A 16072-nucleotide genomic window follows, 5' to 3' on the forward strand; every position below is an offset into this window, starting at 1 on the left:
CGCCGATAAACCGCCGCCCGTCCTGACCTTTCCAACAAATTTACATCTCGCGCTTGACTAGTCTTTTTAAATCAGTAACATACGCACCAATTCCGCAATAGCTCAGTTGGTAGAGCAAGTGACTGTTAATCACTGGGTCCCTGGTTCGAGTCCAGGTTGTGGAGCCAAATACAAAGCCCCTGAATCGAAAGATTTAGGGGCTTTTTTGTGGGCATTGAAAAAGCCAGCGCCATAAAAAGGGCCGATCAGTTTCGCAACTGATCGGCCCTTTTCATTCAACTACAACGGTCAGACGTGTTCGCTGCTCTTGGCATGTACCTTCGGCGCGCCATGACCGTGATCCGCATCCGGATCGATCACCGGCACTTCATTGCCGTCGCAGTCATGCAGTTTACCGTCGCTGAAGTAGTCACCTTCACGCAGCGCGGCCAGATCGCGATAACGCAAGGTCCGCTCTTCTGCTGCCGCAAACACCGACTGCTGATCCGAGTTGCCCGCCGTGAAATGGTTGAACGCCAGGTTCAGCAAGATCGCCATGATCGCTGACGAGCTGATGCCCGAATGGAAAATGGTCGCGAACCAGCTCGGGAAGTGATCATAGAAGTTCGGCGCGGCGATCGGGATCATGCCGAAACCGATCGAGGTGGCGACGATGATCAGGTTGACGTTGTTGCGGTAATCGACCTTGGACAGCGTACGGATACCACTCGCTGCCACGGTGCCGAACAGCACGATACCGGCACCGCCGAGTACCGAGGTCGGCACGGCTGCGATGACCCGCCCCATGAACGGCAGCAGGCCGAGGATCACCAGGAAGATTCCGCCGGTCGCTACCACATAGCGGCTCTTGATCCCGGTCACCGCCACCAGCCCGACGTTCTGGGCGAAGGCGCTTTGGGTGAACGAGCCGAAGATCGGCGCAAACATGCTCGACAGCATGTCCGCCCGCAGGCCGTTGCCCAGACGCTTGGAGTCGACCTTGGTGCCGATGATTTCACCGACCGCCAGGATGTCCGCCGAGGTTTCCACCAGGGTCACCATGACCACGATGCACATCGACAGGATCGCGGCGAAGTGGAAGGTCGGCATGCCGAAATGGAACGGCGTCGGGAAGCCGAACATCGGGCCTTGGGTGACATTGGAGAAGTCCGCCATGCCGAGGAACACCGCCAGCACCGTGCCGATCACCATGGCCAACAGGATCGACAGACGCGAGATGGTGGAACTGCCGACCTTGCTCAGCAGCAACACCAGCACCAGCGTGACCGCCGCCAGACCGATGTTCTGCATGCTGCCGAAGTCCGGGGCGTGACTGTTGCCGCCCATGGCCCAGCGTGCGGCCACCGGCATCAGCGTCAGGCCGATGGTGGTGATCACGATGCCGGTGACCAGCGGCGGGAAGAACTTGGTGATTCGCGAGAACACCGGCGTGATCAGCAAGCCGATCAGCGACGCCGCAATCACCGCGCCGAGCACCGACTGGAAGCCGCCCTCCCCGCCACTGCTGACAATCGCCACCATCGTGGCAACGCCGGAGAACGATACGCCCTGCACCAGCGGCAACTGACAGCCGAAAAACGGTAAACCCAGGGTTTGCAGCAGCGTGGCCAGCCCCCCCGCAAACAATGAAGCAGCAATCAACAGACCGATGTCCGCCGGCGAAAGCCCGGCGGCCTGACCGATGATCAGTGGCACCGCGACGATACCGCCATACATGGTCAGAACGTGTTGCAGGCCGTAAGCCATATTCGCGCCGACCCCGAGATTCTCGTCCTCGGGCCGTTGGTGTGAAACATGGGGCGTTTTCATGGTGGGGGAGTTCCCTGGTTTTTGTTATGCACACACTGTATGCAAGAGTCAGGACAAATGTCCATAGACTTGTATACAACTTATCAGTCACATAATGGTTAGCTAGCCACCCAACCTTCTATCCCGCTACTTTCATCCCCCACAAATCCGGCAGCACATTCTCAATCGAGTGCACGTTTTATCCGCCTGGGCTGAAGTGTTCATGGCGACCGACGGCACAATCGTTTCCTTTTTATGCATACAAAGTATGCATAGCGAAGTCATTCAAGATTCAGTTCGACAAAAGCAAGAATGCTGCCAACCCATTCGAGCCCAGCGAGCGATGGCAACTTTGCGCAGAGATGATCAATGAAAGATGAATACAATTTCAGCGACGGTAAACGCGGCGCCATTGCTCCCACCAAGGGTAAAACGCGCATCACCATCATGCTCGATGACGCGGTGATCGAAGCCGCGCGCGAGGTCGCTGAAAGCGAGGGGTTTGGCTATCAGACGGTCATCAACAACACCCTGCGCCATGCATTGCTTAACAGCCGTGGGGCAGCTGTTGAACTCGAAGATTCAAGCGGGCAATTCAAGCAAGGCATCACCGCCACCGACCTCAAGAGCCTTGAGAAAAAACTGTCGGCGGCCGTGAACGAGATCCGGCGGGTACTGGAACCGGACGTCAAACCGTAGCGTTCAAACTGGCCGAATCAAGCGCGCCAGAGCCTCTCGCGCACCGAGCTGGTGCGGCAGGCGCAAGCCGAATTCCCGTTCCAGCAATTCGATCAGTTCATCGACATCCGTCACTTCACGCCGCTCGCTCTCGGCGCCGATACGGTGGATCGCGAAACTGCCGTTGTTCAAGGTGCGCCGCCAGCCGTCGCCCGTACGCGCCACCATCAGGCGCTGGGCAAATGGTGAGTCCGGGTGGGTCGAGACGTACCAATTGCCGAGGATGTAATCGATGTCTTCCTGGCGCTGCAGATCGAACAGATACATCGGCCGCCATTCGCCAGCGACTCTGGCCCGCAGCATGTAGCCATCGGCCTGCACTTCGATGCGATACGGTTCGTGCGGCGTGGATTGCTCGGCGTCGGTATCCAGCACCAGCGGCGCGGTCGGGACCATGCCGCCGAAGCCGACGTCGGTGATGTAGCGCACCCCGTCAATGGTCACCAGGCTCAAGCGATGGGTGCGCGCGGTCCAGCTGCCTTCGGGCTGATTCATGACCACGCGCCCGCTGATCCCCCGCGCATCGAACCCCAGCTCGAGCAGCAACGCCAGGAACAGATTGTTCAGCTCGTAGCAGTAACCGCCACGGGCGTTGTACAGGACCTTGCGCTCAATGGAGGGCAGATCGATCAGGACGGGTTCGCCACTGAGCGTCGACAGGTTTTCGAAAGGAAAGGCGCCGGTATGGCGCAGTTGCAACAGGCGCAGGGTTTCAAGGGTCGGCGCCGGGGGCGCATCGAATCCCAGGCGTTGCAGGTACTGTTGCAGATTCGTCAGGCGTGACTCGCTCATGGCTGGGTCCTTTTGCATGGGGGCGCGGATCGTTCCGCCGATGGTCGCCATGTATACGGGATCCGGGCATCGAATCGACAATTGAATTAACCAATCACCGGCTAGCGTCTTTTACGCGAATCGATGCGAATCCACGTCGGCGCGTGGTCGCTGGCATGCGGTTCGTTGCGCACCCAGGCATCCACACCGGCCTTGTGCAGATAAGGGCTCAGTGTCGGATTGAGCAGCAGATGGTCGATCCGCAGCCCGGAGTTCTTCTGCCAGTGCTGACGGAAATAGTCCCAGAACGTGTACAGCCGATCTTCGGGATACAGATGCCGCAAAGAGTCCGTCCAGCCCTGATCCAGCAGGCGCTGGAAGCACTCGCGGCTCTCCGGTTGCAACAACGCATCCTTGAGCCAGGACCGGGTGTTGTAGATATCCAGATCGGTGGGGACTACGTTGTAATCGCCGGCCAGCACCACCGGGTGATCGCTGCTTCGCAGATCCCGGGCGTATTTGATCAGACGCTCGAACCAGGCCAGCTTGTAGTCGAACTTCGGCCCAGGTTGCGGATTGCCATTGGGCAGATACAGGCACCCCACCAACACCCCATGCACCGCCGCTTCGAGGTAGCGGCTGTGTTTATCGTCGGGATCGCCGGGCAAACCGCGCCGGCTCTCCAGCGGTTGCGCATCGCGGGCAAGAATCGCCACCCCGTTCCAAGACGCCTGACCGTGCCAGATAGCGCCGTAACCGGCGGCCTCCAGATCGGCGGCAGGAAACGCGCTGTCCACCAGTTTCAGCTCCTGCAAGCAGACGATGTCCGGCTGCTCGCGCCTGAGCCATTCCAGCAGATTTGGCAGACGGGCACGCAGGCCGTTGACGTTGAACGTGGCAATGCGCATTTTTTTCATCGTCCGGGCTCCTGCCATTGACCGATAGAACCTGTGACACCGATTCCCCCGCGACGGTTGCGTTGGATCCTCCTTTTACACGCGATTGCGCAGCCATTGCAGGAAGCCTTTCTTCGGCGCCGCTACCGGCGTTTCTTCGGTCAGGGATTGCGCCTTGTGCAGGCGGAAATCGAGCAGCGCCTTCATCGCATCGTTGATGTCGTGACGGGCATCGAGGCACGGCTTGAGATAAGACTTCTCGATGCGGTACAGCGCGCAGAAGGTCTTGGCGGAGAAGTCGGCCGGCAATGAGGTATCGGACACAATCCCCGCCTCGCCGATCACTTCGCCCGGCCCCATCCGTCCGGACTCGAACGGCGTGCCGTGGCGCTTGAGCGTCACCGAGACCACGCCGGACTCAATGATGAACAAGTGATCGCTGACCTCCCCACCCGCCAGAATCATCTCGCCGGCACGGAAGGTTTGCAGGGTCATGTTCTGGCTGAAGGTTTCTTTCTCCTCCTGACGCAGGGTGGAGAAAATCGGCGAGCTGTCGAGCAACGCCCGAGGTCGCGAGAGATTGCTCGGAACACCCGGTTCATCACTCGACAGCAGATTGACCCCGGACGCTTGCAGATGCCGGTAGGCCAGGTCGAACAGCTGATTGCGCACCACGCGCTTTTCACTCATCGAGGCGACGAACCCGCTGATTTCATATTCGGTGCCTGCACTGCTGGAGCTCTTCAGCGCAACACTCGGCGCGGGGTTCTCCAGCAGTTGGCGACAGCCCTGCATCGCGCGCTCCAGGGCATCGATCACCGAACTCGGCCGCGCATGGGGGCTGACCTGCACGCTGACGGCAACCCCGAACATGTTGCTCGGCCGGCTGAAGTTGATGATCTTGGCCTTGGCCGCCAGCGAGTTGGGAATCACCGCCATGCTGCCCTGACTGGTTTGCAGGCGCGTGGCGCGCCAGTCAATGTCGGTGACCCGGCCTTCGGTGCCGTCGATGGAAATCCAGTCATCCAGTTGATAAGGCTTGGTGGTGTTGAGCACGATCCCGGAAAACACGTCACTCAAGGTGCTCTGCAGCGCCAGACCGACGATGATCGCCAACGCACCGGAGGTCGCCAGCACGCCTTTGACCGGCAGATCCAGCACATAGGCCAGCGCCGCGATGATCGCAATCAGGAAGATCACCGCACCCAGCAGATCCTGCAACAACCGCCCGGTATGCCCGACCCGCTGCATCATCACCGCGCCGATCAACACCGTCAGAGTGCGCGCGCCGAACAGCCACCAACCAATCTGCAAACCGGTCGCCGCCAGATGCAACGGCACGTTGTCGGCCCACGGCGCAGGCTCCATCGGGTTGAGCCCTTCGTTGAACAGCAGGATGCTGAACAGGGCGAAAATCAGCACCCGCACCAACAGTTTCCACGCGCTGCCGTGGGCGCTGATCAGACGCCACAGACCGAGATCGATCAGGATCAGGATCAAGGCGCAAAACAACGGATGATCGGTGAGCAGAGACAGCATCAAACAACTCCGACAGGGGCCAGTCGCGAGAAGATCGCACAGATTGGGCTCAGTGTAGGAGTAATTGATTTGGCGGGATGAGCGCCACTGCGCGTGCGCAAAAAAAACCGGCAGGCGCACGTGGCGCCTGCCGGTTTTTTCAGCCGTGCATCTGGCCGAAGCGACCGGACTGGAAGTCGGCGAAAGCCTGGTGGATTTCCTGCTCGGTGTTCATCACGAACGGGCCGTGACCGACGATCGGCTCGTCGATCGGCTCGCCGCTGAGCAGCAACACTACCGCGTCCTGGCTGGCTTCGAGGGTGATGCGATCGCCATCACGCTCGAACAGCGCCAGTTGCCCTTCGCGCATCGACTCCACACCGTTGATCTGTACCGAACCCTTCAACACCACCAGCGCGGTGTTACGGCCTTCGTGCAGATCCAGCGTAAGCAGCTTGCCGGCGTTCAGGCGCAGGTCCCACACATCGATTGGCGTAAACGTGCGGGATGGGCCCTTGTGACCGTCGAACTCACCGGCGATCAGGCGCAGGCTGCCGGCACCGTCCTTGAGCGCGATTTGCGGGATATCACTGTCCAGGATGGTCTGGTAACCCGGCGCGGCCATTTTGTCCTTGGCCGGCAGATTCACCCACAGCTGCACCATTTCCAGATTGCCGCCGGTTCGAGCGAAGTTTTCCGAGTGGAATTCTTCATGCAGGATGCCGGAAGCCGCCGTCATCCACTGCACATCGCCCGGACCGATGGTGCCGCCGCTGCCGGTGGAATCACGGTGCTGCACTTCGCCTTCGTAAACGATGGTCACGGTTTCGAAGCCACGGTGCGGATGCTGCCCCACGCCACGGCGCTCAGTGGTCGGGGTGAAATGCGCAGGCCCGGCATGATCCAGCAGCAGGAACGGGCTGATGTGCTTGCCCAGGTTGTCGTAGGAAAACAGGGTGCGCACCGGAAACCCATCGCCGACCCAGTGGCCGCGAGGGCTGGTGTAGATACCGATCAGTTTTTTCATGGTGGGCTCCGAAATCAGGTTGATCATGGGCTGATCATAAATTCGCCACGTATTTAGCACTAGTCAGCCAAAACCGTCCTCATCGTTCTACTGATGGAACGATGATCGAACTCGGTGATTCGTGCTTTTCAGTCAACAGTACTTTGCCCCGACAGCGGTTTTTCCCAAGGAATCAGACGCGGATACTCCTGCCCATTCCCACTGCAACCCTGGAGTTCCTGCATGTCTGTTCCCGCTTTCGGTCTTGGTACGTTTCGCCTGCAAGGTCAGGTGGTCATCGATTCGGTGAGCACTGCCCTTGAACTGGGTTACCGGGTCATCGACACCGCACAGATCTACGAAAACGAGGCCGACGTCGGCGCAGCCATCGCTGGCAGCGGCATTGCCCGTGAAGAGCTGTTCATCACCAGCAAGATCTGGATCGCCAACTTCGCCAGGGACCGCCTGATCGAAAGCCTCAAGGCGAGCCTGCAAAAACTGCAGACCGACTACCTCGACCTGACGCTGATCCACTGGCCGTCGCCGGAAGATCAGGTGCCAGTCGAAGAGTTCATGGGCGCGCTGCTGGAAGCCAAACGCCTGGGCCTGACCCGGCAGATCGGCGTGTCCAACTTCACCATCGACCTGATGAAACAGGCGATTGCTGCGGTCGGCGCGGAAAATATCGCCACCAACCAGATTGAACTGCACCCTTACCTGCAAAACCGCAAGGTCGTGGAATTCGCCCAGAGTCAGGGCATTCAGATCACGTCCTACATGACCCTGGCCTACGGCGAAGTGTTGAAGGATCCGCTGATCGTGCAGATCGCCGAGCGTCTGCAAGCCACCCCGGCGCAGGTCACCCTGGCGTGGGCGATGCAATCGGGCTACGCGGTGATTCCGTCGTCGACCAAACGCGCCAACCTGCAAGGCAACCTCAGCGCCACGGCGCTGACCCTGAGCGACGCCGACATGGCGCTGATCGCCACACTGGATCGCGGCCATCGCCTGACCAGCCCCAAAGGCATCGCGCCGCAGTGGGACTGACCGATCAGGCCTGAAGCTGCTGCGCGAGGTCGCGCATGGCCACGCGCAGCGAATCGATGGCGGCCGTCAATGCCGCTGCGGGCTGATCGTCACGGCAGGCCTGCTCGAGTACCCGACACGCCGAGACCACGCGCTCGGCACAAATCATGTGCGCCCCGCCCGTGACGTGATGCGCCAGATCACGCAAGACATCACGATCAAGACCTGATGCGTCCAGACGCTGCAGGTCGAGGCGCAGACTGTTACGTACCTCCTCACGCAATTGTTCGATCAGCGGGTTGTGCGCGCCTGCCAGTTGCAACAGCGCACTCAGATCGAACTCGGCCACCGCCGACTCGTCCAGGCTCTCGACCTGCGTCTCTGCCCCGGCGGCCATCAGCGCCTGACTCAGTTCGCGCAGCAGCACCGGCTTGAACAGGCAATCGTTCATTCCGGCCGCCCGGCAGCGCTGCCTTTCTTCGATTTGCGCATTGGCGGTAAATCCGAGAATCAGGCAGGGCGCCCTGCCCGTCGCGGCTTCTTCCTGACGCACCGCGCGCGTCAGCTCATAACCATTAAGCCCCTGCATGTTGATATCAGTGATCAAAGCATCGAACGATTGCCCGCGCCACAGTGCCAGCGCGCGCTCACCGCCATCGGTGTCAACGGGGCGATGGCCGAGTTCACTCAACTGCCGGCACAACAGCAGGCGATTGACCGGATGGTCGTCCACCACCAGCACGTTCAGTGAATTTGTCATTGTTACCGCAGGTGCCGCTGCGTCCTTCTGCACCCGCGGCGCCAGCACTGGCAGCTCCAGTCGCAGCATGACCTGCGTCCCCCTCTGCGGCTCGCTGGTCACCCACAAATCGCCGCCCATCATCCGGCACAGATTGCGACTGATCACCAGCCCCAGGCCGGAACCGCTCTGCGCCACAGAGTGAACGTCGCCGACCTGGACAAACGGGCGGAACAACCGCTGCTGATCGTCGCGACTGATCCCCCGACCGCTGTCTTCAATGATCACGCCCACATCAATCTGCCCGTTCTGCTCGCCGAACACGCGCAAACACAGGCTCACTTCCCCGGCATCGGTGAATTTGATTGCATTGCTCAGCAGGTTCGACAGCACTTGCTTGAAACGCAGGGGATCGATCATCACCTCGACGTTGCTGCGTTCATCGAGCTCTACGTTCCACAATAAAGGCTTCTGTCGGGCCAGGCCTTCGAAAATCCGACACACCGACGCCACCACCTCGCGCAGGTTGGCACGTTCGGGGGCCAGCGACAAATGTCCGGCCTCGATGCGGGCAATGTCGAGGATATCGCCGATCAATGCCAGCAACTGCTGCCCGGCGCTGGACGCCACTTCGATCGCCTGGCGATCGGTCACGCCTTCATCGGCACGCTTGAGAGCCAGTTCAAGCATGCCGATCAGGGCATTCATCGGTGTGCGGATTTCATGACTCATGGTCGCCAGAAACGTGCTTTTGGCACGATTGGCCTCATCGGCCGCCTCCTTGGCCTCACGTAACTGCAACAACCATTGCTGGCGCTGGCGAATCTGCCGGCGCTGAAAGGCGATCCAGCCCAATGCCAGCAACAGCAGACCGGCGGCTACGGCAAACCCGCGCAATATCTGCTCTCGATGGCGCTGCCAATAGCTGTCCTGCAGCACCACGTTACGACTCCATCTCGCGACCAGACCGTCGATTTCCTGAGGTGCAATGCCCAGCAGCGCCTTGTTCAGAATCGACTGCAGCTGCGGGGCATCGGGCGCCGTGGCCATGGCGATCCGGGCCGGTTGATCCCCCAGCGTAGAGGCTATGCGCAAGCGCTCACGGTACTGGTGATCGATCTGATAACGCGCCACCAGCAACGAGCTCAATGTCGCATCGGCCCGACCATCAAACAGCGCCCGCGTACCGTCCGCCGGGCTCGGCAATTCGATCAGGTTGATCTGCGGCACGTGTTCCAGCAAGTAATCACGCAGCGGATTGCCGCGATAGAGCGCCAGACGTTTACCCGCCATCTCTTCGAGACTGCGCGGTGCCTGTGCCTTCGACTCGGTGATCAAGACAAAGGGACTGTTGGCGTACGAGCGAGTGAACAACATTTGCGTTTCGCGCTCGCGGCTCGGTGTCATCACCGGCAACAGGTCCAGCTCACCGTTTCTGAGTTGCTCGACCTGACGATCCAGAGATTGACCGCGCACCACCTCGAATGTCAGGCCACTGCGCTGACTGATCAGGTTGAGCAATTGAGCGACCAGACCACTGAAGCGGCCATCGGCGTCGAAGAATGTCAGTGGCGCAAAATCATCGACAGCGCCGACCCGCACCACCGGGTGCTGATCCAGCCATTGTTGCTCGCTGTCACTCAGGCTCACCCGCGACTGCGCCGCTATATCGGCTCGACCGGCGCTCCAGCGCAGTTCCATGGCCAGGCGCTGCTCCATGGGAATGGCCAGCAGGGCCTTGTCGACCAGACGTTTCAAGCGGATGTTGCTGCGAGCCAGGGCAAAGCCGAACGGGTTGGCGTCGAGGCCCGAGGGCCCGGCCAGTTGCAGGTCGTTTTGGAAATGGGTGTTGATCAGGTAGCTGGCGCTGATGAAGTCGCCGAGGTAGAGCGCATCCCGACCGAACGCGACAGCGCCGAGGGCATCGAGAATCGAGCGGTAACGCTGCAGGGAGGCATGCGGGTAAGCCTGCTCGATGGTCGAGGCTGGCAGGTAGTCGTCCACCATGGCGATTCGCTTGCCGGCCAGATCGCCAGGCAAAGGTTCGTCGAGCCGGGTCACCCACATCGGCTGATCCTCGGCGTAGGCACGGGACAATATCAAGTCCGGGTCGGCGAGTTCGAAGTTGTTCGAAGTGCCCAGCAGATCCAGATCCCCGGCCTTGAGCGCCACCATGGCGCTTTCGCGGTCCGGATAGCACCAGACCTCAACAGCGATGTTCAGCACCTGCGCGATCGCATCGGCGTAATCAGCCGTGAGACCTTCCAGTTCATGGCGCTTGCGGGTCTGCTCAAAGGGGGGGTAATCCGGCCAGGAGGCACCGATGCGCAATACCGGATGCGCGCTCAGCCACTGTCTGTCCTGCTCATCAAGGCGAACCTGCACGCCTTCCAGGCGGGTGCGGGAAACGATTTCAAGCCTTTGAGCGCCCGTCGCCGCCTGCGCTGTGCCCGCAAGCAACAGCATCAGCAGCAGGACGCATCGCAACAGGCTCTTCATGCGGATCCTCTCAGAGCAAATGATTGCGCAGGGCAAACTCTCGCAATACCACCGATGACTTGATCCCGAGCTTTAGCATCAAGCGGGTCTTGTAGGTGCTGATGGTTTTGTGACTTCGGTTCATATCCTCGGCAATCTGCTTGTTCGATATCCCTCGAGCCAGCTCCCTCAGGATGTGCAATTCGCGGTCTGACAGTGACGCGATCAGCGTGCGTTCATTACTGTGCACCTCGGGTTGCCCTGTAGTGACATTGGGCAAGTCCAGGAAATAGCTATAGCCCGCTCGGACAGCCTTGATCGCGTTCTGCAACTGCTGCAACTCCGCTGATTTGGTGACAAAGGCCATTGCACCGGCACGTCGACAGCGAACCAGATAATGAACAGGATCGGCAGAGGTAAAAACCACGACCTTGCAGAGCAACCCGGTGGCCTTTATATGCTCCAGCGTTTCCAGGCCTCCCTGGCCCGGTAACTTCAGATCGAGCACGATCAGATCCGGCCCGTGCAAACGAACCAGAGACACCACCTCGCTACTGTCTGAAGCGACGTAAATCGGACTGTAGCGGAATGACTCCAGCACCATGCGAACGGCATTTACCACCACCGGATGATCATCAACGATCAATGCTGAACCCATGACCACTCCCGGTGCGAATACATAGTGATGACGCCACCGATCTTGCATGAACGGGACTATTGATAACTGCGCTACAACTGTTGCACGGTGTGCACGCTGAATCACCTGTCAGATCTGACAGTTGCGCGCCAGACTGATCTGTGATCGGACACGCGATGGGCGCCCGAACGAAGCCTCGACCGAGGTCATCAACTGTTCGATGGCGCGGATTGAGGGCAAAGGCGCAGGGCTGGTGATGATCTTTGTCAGAAAATGCTCGGGAACACGTGAGGAATCCGCCGGCTCACCGTAGATCAGCGCACGACGGACTTGTGGATTATCGAACAGGAACCCCCGCAGATCCGCGATCCCGGTCGCCAGCTCGGCATTAATCACCAGGACATCAAACGGCTGACAGCCGTAATCGACCAGCGTCAGCAGTTCGGCAAGGCTCTGTACCGGTGCAATGCGGTAGTAATCGAGACCATTGAACAGCCGCTCGATCTTCATCCGGTGAAAATGCTGCAGATCGGCGATCAGGATGCGCAGGGTTTTGTCGGTCAACGTGAAAGTCCGGGTAGTTGCTCCAAGTGGCGGCAAGACTACCCAAGCATCGGGACACACTCTGTAGGACTTTTCCGAAAAACACAGTCATTCATCCGGATCGAATGTTTTATTCGGTCGTACTCGGACTCCAGAACGCCTGCACCACCAGCGCCGAGGTCGAGATTCGCGCCACCAGTGCGTCCAGCTCATCACCGTCCACCGAGGTGGTTGCCAGCGTCGCTTCGATCTCGATTTCATCGGCACCGAAGGCGTGCACATCGACATCGCTGGCCGGGTAATTGCTGCGTTCCAGCTCGGCCTCGAGCAAGGCGAACACGGCTTTCTGCTGCGAGCGCCGGGCAATGACATAAACGATATTGGTGACTTCTGCCGACACCACGTCCAGCGGCTGACGGTTGATGTTGTTGACGATCGGCCGCAGCAAGGTATTGGCGGCGAGCACGAACAAGGTGCCCAGCACCGCTTCGGCCAGCAGGTCGGCACCGGCACAGGCACCGACGGCTGCCGAGGTCCAGAGCGTGGCGGCGGTGTTGAGCCCGCGCACGTTGCCCTCTTCGCGCATGATCACCCCGGCACCGAGAAAGCCGATGCCGGAGACCACATACGCGACCACCCGGACCGCGCCTTCGGCACCGGCGAGACGGTTGGCCATGTCGACGAAAATCGCCGCGCCGACCGCCACCAGCACATTGGTGCGCAAGCCGGCCGTGCGTTGCCGGTACTGGCGCTCGAAGCCGATCAGGCCGCCGAGGATGAATGCCGCGCTGAGGCTGACCAGCGTGTCGAGCAATGAGCTGAGGTTGAGATTGTTGATCGCTTGCATGTCGAACTCCTTGAAACCGCCCCCCTTGCTCCCACAAGGGGGGAATCTGTCCTGTTACTGCCAGCCGAACCGGCGGATGTAGAAGCCTTTCACGGCTTGGGTCAGCGCCATGTACGCCAGCAGGATCACCGGCAGGAACACGAAGTACATCGACGGCAGCGCCTGCAGTTTGAAGTAGTGCGCCAGCGGCCCCATCGGCAGGAAGATGCCCACGGCCATGATGATTGCGGTCATCACCAGCAACGGCATGGCCGCGCGGCTTTGCAGGAACGGAATCTTCGGCGTGCGGATCATGTGCACGATCAGCGTCTGGGTCAGCAGCCCCACCACGAACCAGCCGGACTGGAACAGAGTCTGGTGATCCGGGGTGTTGGCATCGAACACGTACCACATCAAGGCGAACGTTGTGATGTCGAAGATCGAACTGATCGGCCCGAAGAACAGCATGAAGCGCCCGACGTCGCCTGGCTGCCAGCGTTGCGGCTGTTTCAGCATCTCGTCGTCGACGTTGTCGAACGGGATCGCGATCTGCGAAATGTCATACAGCAGGTTCTGCACCAGCAGGTGCATCGGCAGCATCGGCAGGAACGGAATGAACGCGCTGGCCACCAGCACCGAGAACACGTTGCCGAAGTTCGAGCTGGCGGTCATCTTGATGTACTTGAGCATGTTGGCGAAGGTCCGGCGCCCTTCCAGCACGCCCTCCTCCAGCACCATCAGGCTCTTCTCCAGCAGGATGATGTCGGCCGCTTCCTTGGCGATATCCACTGCGCTGTCCACCGAAATCCCGATGTCTGCGGTGCGCAGCGCCGGGGCGTCGTTGATGCCGTCGCCCATGAACCCGACCACGTGGCCGTTGCCCTTGAGGATGCGCACGATGCGCTCCTTGTGCGATGGCGTCAGCTTGGCGAACACGTTGGTGGTTTCCACCGCCACGGCGAGTTCAGCATCGCTCATGCGTTCGATGTCGTTGCCCATCAGCAGGCCTTGCTGGGCCAGGCCCACTTCGCGGCAGATCTTGGCGGTCACCAGCTCGTTGTCGCCGGTCAGCACTTTCACCGCCACGCCGTGTTCGGCCAGGGCCTTCAGCGCTGGTGCGGTGCTTTCCTTCGGTGGATCGAGGAACGCCACGTAACCGATCAGCGTCAGTTCCTGCTCGTCGCTCAGGCTGTAAGTGTCACGACCTTGCGGCATCGAGCGTGCCGCCACCGCGACCACGCGCAAGCCTTCAGCGTTGAATGCTGCGGTGACCTGACGGATTTTCGCCAGCAATTCATCGCTCAAGGCTTCGTCGACTTCACCGTGACACACCCGGCTGCACACCGCCAGCACTTCTTCCACTGCACCCTTGCAGATCAGTTGATGCGGCTGGCCGCGCCCTTCCACCACCACCGACATGCGCCGGCGGTTGAAGTCGAACGGGATCTCATCGACCTTGCGAAACGCCGTGCCGACCTTCAGCTCACGGTGGATTTCCACGTGTTCCAGCACCGCCACGTCCAGCAGGTTTTTCAGACCAGTCTGGTAATAGCTGTTGAGGTAAGCCATTTCCAGCACGTCATCGGAGTCTTCGCCCCAGACGTCGACGTTACGCGCCAGGAAAATCTTGTCCTGGGTCAGTGTGCCGGTCTTGTCGGTGCACAGCACGTCCATGGCGCCGAAGTTCTGGATCGCATCCAGGCGTTTGACGATGACTTTCTTGCGCGACAGGAACACCGCGCCCTTGGCCAGCGTCGAGGTGACGATCATCGGCAGCATTTCCGGGGTCAGGCCCACGGCAATCGACAACGCGAACAGCAGCGCTTCGGTCCAGTCGCCCTTGGTGAAACCGTTGATGAACAACACCAGCGGCGCCATGACGAACATGAAGCGGATCAGCAGCCAGCTGACTTTGTTCACGCCTTGCTGGAACGAAGTCACCGCGCGATCCGTCGCCCCGACCCGCTGCGCCAGCGCACCGAAATAGGTGCTGTTGCCGGTGGTGAGAATCACCGCCACCGCCGTGCCGGACACCACGTTGGTGCCCATGAACAGGATGTTGTCGAGCTCCAGCGGATTGCGCGTGTCACGATCGGCCTGACGCGGGAATTTTTCCACCGGCATCGATTCGCCGGTCATCGCCGCCTGGCTGACGAACAGATCCTTGGCGCTGAGCACCCGGCAATCGGCAGGAATCATGTCGCCAGCCGACAGCACGATCAGATCGCCGGGCACCAATTGCTTGATCGGCAATTCAGCGCGCGGCGCGTCCCGGCGCAGCACGGTGGCGGTGTTGCTGACCATCGCCTTGAGCGCGTCGGCGGCCTGGTTGGATTTGCTTTCCTGCCAGAAGCGCAACAGCGTCGACAGCACCACCATCGAGAAAATCACGATGGCGGCCTTGAGGTCTTCGGTCAGCCACGAGATCACCGCCAGCAAGGTCAGCAGCAGATTGAACGGGTTCTTGTAGCAGTGCCACAGGTGGGTCCACCACGGCAGCGGCTGCTCGTGCTCGACTTCGTTGAGGCCATGTTGCGCACGCAGCACATCGACTTCGAAATCGGTGAGGCCGTCGGTGTGAGTGCCGAGGTTCGACAGCAGCACGCCGCTGTCGCAATGGGCGGCGTCTACCAGCGTATTGGCCAGGGTGGGCGGCACTTCACGGCTGACCGTGGTGTCGTTGAGGGTTTCCAGCAAGGCCAGACGACGGAAATGCCGGGCGATGTGGCGGGTCCGCAGGAAGCCTGCGAAAAATTCCTTGAGCGTAAGTTTCATGGCTGTTGCCCCTATGGTCAGCCGGGAAACCGTCGAGCAGGTACGTCCTCGTCCTGGGCACCGGAAAACCGGCACGGCAAGGCGTGGCGCGCCGGTCAGAAAAGACAGGCGTGTCGATAGGGCTGCAATGACGACGATGAAGTCGACTTCACAGGCTTTTCAGTGTCGATGAGAAGGACGTCGGGACATGACCGGGACCGGTCATGATCGGGATGCCGCTGCTCGCTGTTCGGCGAGACAACGGCACAAAGGAATGCGCGTTATCTTGCCGAGAATCCGCCGGTTACAAGGACCGGCCGACAACTGTCACTCGAACAAGTACCCACTGTGG

Annotated in this window: 12 protein-coding genes and 1 tRNA gene; 3 read left to right on the forward strand and 10 right to left on the reverse strand. The window is 60.4% G+C overall.

Translation table 11 applies throughout. From position 1 onward, the window contains the following. Positions 1-91: 91 nt before the first annotated feature. Positions 92-167 (forward strand) — tRNA-Asn (locus AWU82_RS28485). A gap of 121 nt (positions 168-288) precedes the next feature. Here AWU82_RS28485 and AWU82_RS28490 read toward each other — a convergent pair. Next, a complete protein-coding gene (locus AWU82_RS28490) occupies positions 289-1809 on the reverse strand; it encodes a nucleobase:cation symporter-2 family protein (protein WP_064378822.1) in 1521 nt (506 codons plus the stop codon). 348 nt (positions 1810-2157) lie between these two features. Between AWU82_RS28490 and AWU82_RS28495 the strand changes: the two genes are divergently transcribed. Next, positions 2158-2487, forward strand: coding sequence for a BrnA antitoxin family protein (locus AWU82_RS28495; RefSeq protein ID WP_011333334.1), 330 nt, complete (start codon positions 2158-2160; stop codon positions 2485-2487). Between the two features lie 3 nt (positions 2488-2490). Here the strand turns inward: AWU82_RS28495 and AWU82_RS28500 are convergent, their stop codons facing one another. The 4 genes from AWU82_RS28500 to AWU82_RS28515 form a co-directional block, all read right to left on the reverse strand. Beyond that, positions 2491-3318 carry an arylamine N-acetyltransferase family protein gene (locus AWU82_RS28500; protein WP_064378821.1) on the reverse strand — a complete coding sequence of 276 codons (828 nt, stop codon included), beginning with the start codon at positions 3316-3318 and terminating at the stop codon, positions 2491-2493. Positions 3319-3419: 101 nt separating this feature from the next. Then, the gene (locus AWU82_RS28505) at positions 3420-4214 is read right to left on the reverse strand and encodes an exodeoxyribonuclease III (protein WP_064378820.1); all 795 of its coding nucleotides are present in this window, start codon (positions 4212-4214) and stop codon (positions 3420-3422) included. A gap of 75 nt (positions 4215-4289) precedes the next feature. Further along, complete coding sequence (locus tag AWU82_RS28510) at positions 4290-5732, reverse strand: mechanosensitive ion channel family protein (RefSeq protein WP_064378819.1); 1443 nt, start codon at positions 5730-5732, stop codon at positions 4290-4292. A gap of 139 nt (positions 5733-5871) precedes the next feature. Further along, positions 5872-6738, reverse strand: coding sequence for a pirin family protein (locus tag AWU82_RS28515; RefSeq protein WP_064384030.1), 867 nt, complete (start codon positions 6736-6738; stop codon positions 5872-5874). 222 nt (positions 6739-6960) lie between these two features. Here AWU82_RS28515 and dkgB point away from each other — a divergent pair, with 222 nt between their 5' ends. Then, positions 6961-7764, forward strand: coding sequence for a 2,5-didehydrogluconate reductase DkgB (gene dkgB / locus AWU82_RS28520; RefSeq protein ID WP_064378818.1), 804 nt, complete (start codon positions 6961-6963; stop codon positions 7762-7764). A 4-nt stretch (positions 7765-7768) separates the two neighbouring features. Here the strand turns inward: dkgB and AWU82_RS28525 are convergent, their stop codons facing one another. From AWU82_RS28525 to mgtA, 5 genes are all read right to left on the reverse strand, one after another. Beyond that, entirely contained in the window at positions 7769-10981 is a 3213-nt protein-coding gene (locus AWU82_RS28525) for an ATP-binding protein (RefSeq protein ID WP_064378817.1), read from the reverse strand. Between the two features lie 10 nt (positions 10982-10991). After that, positions 10992-11618: a response regulator transcription factor gene (locus tag AWU82_RS28530; RefSeq protein WP_064378816.1), complete on the reverse strand. Its 627-nt coding sequence runs from the start codon at positions 11616-11618 to the stop codon at positions 10992-10994. 108 nt (positions 11619-11726) lie between these two features. Continuing rightward, on the reverse strand, positions 11727-12161 hold the full coding sequence (locus AWU82_RS28535; protein WP_064378815.1) for a hypothetical protein: 435 nt from the start codon (positions 12159-12161) through the stop codon (positions 11727-11729). Between the two features lie 109 nt (positions 12162-12270). Beyond that, positions 12271-12987: an MgtC/SapB family protein gene (locus tag AWU82_RS28540; protein ID WP_064378814.1), complete on the reverse strand. Its 717-nt coding sequence runs from the start codon at positions 12985-12987 to the stop codon at positions 12271-12273. 54 nt (positions 12988-13041) lie between these two features. After that, positions 13042-15741 (reverse strand): magnesium-translocating P-type ATPase, encoded by a 2700-nt coding sequence (gene mgtA, locus AWU82_RS28545; protein ID WP_064378813.1) that lies wholly within the window; start codon positions 15739-15741, stop codon positions 13042-13044. Between the last annotated feature and the right edge of the window lie 331 nt (positions 15742-16072).

It is taken from the genome of Pseudomonas glycinae, assembly GCF_001594225.2.
Classification (GTDB): Bacteria; Pseudomonadota; Gammaproteobacteria; order Pseudomonadales; family Pseudomonadaceae; genus Aquipseudomonas; species Aquipseudomonas glycinae.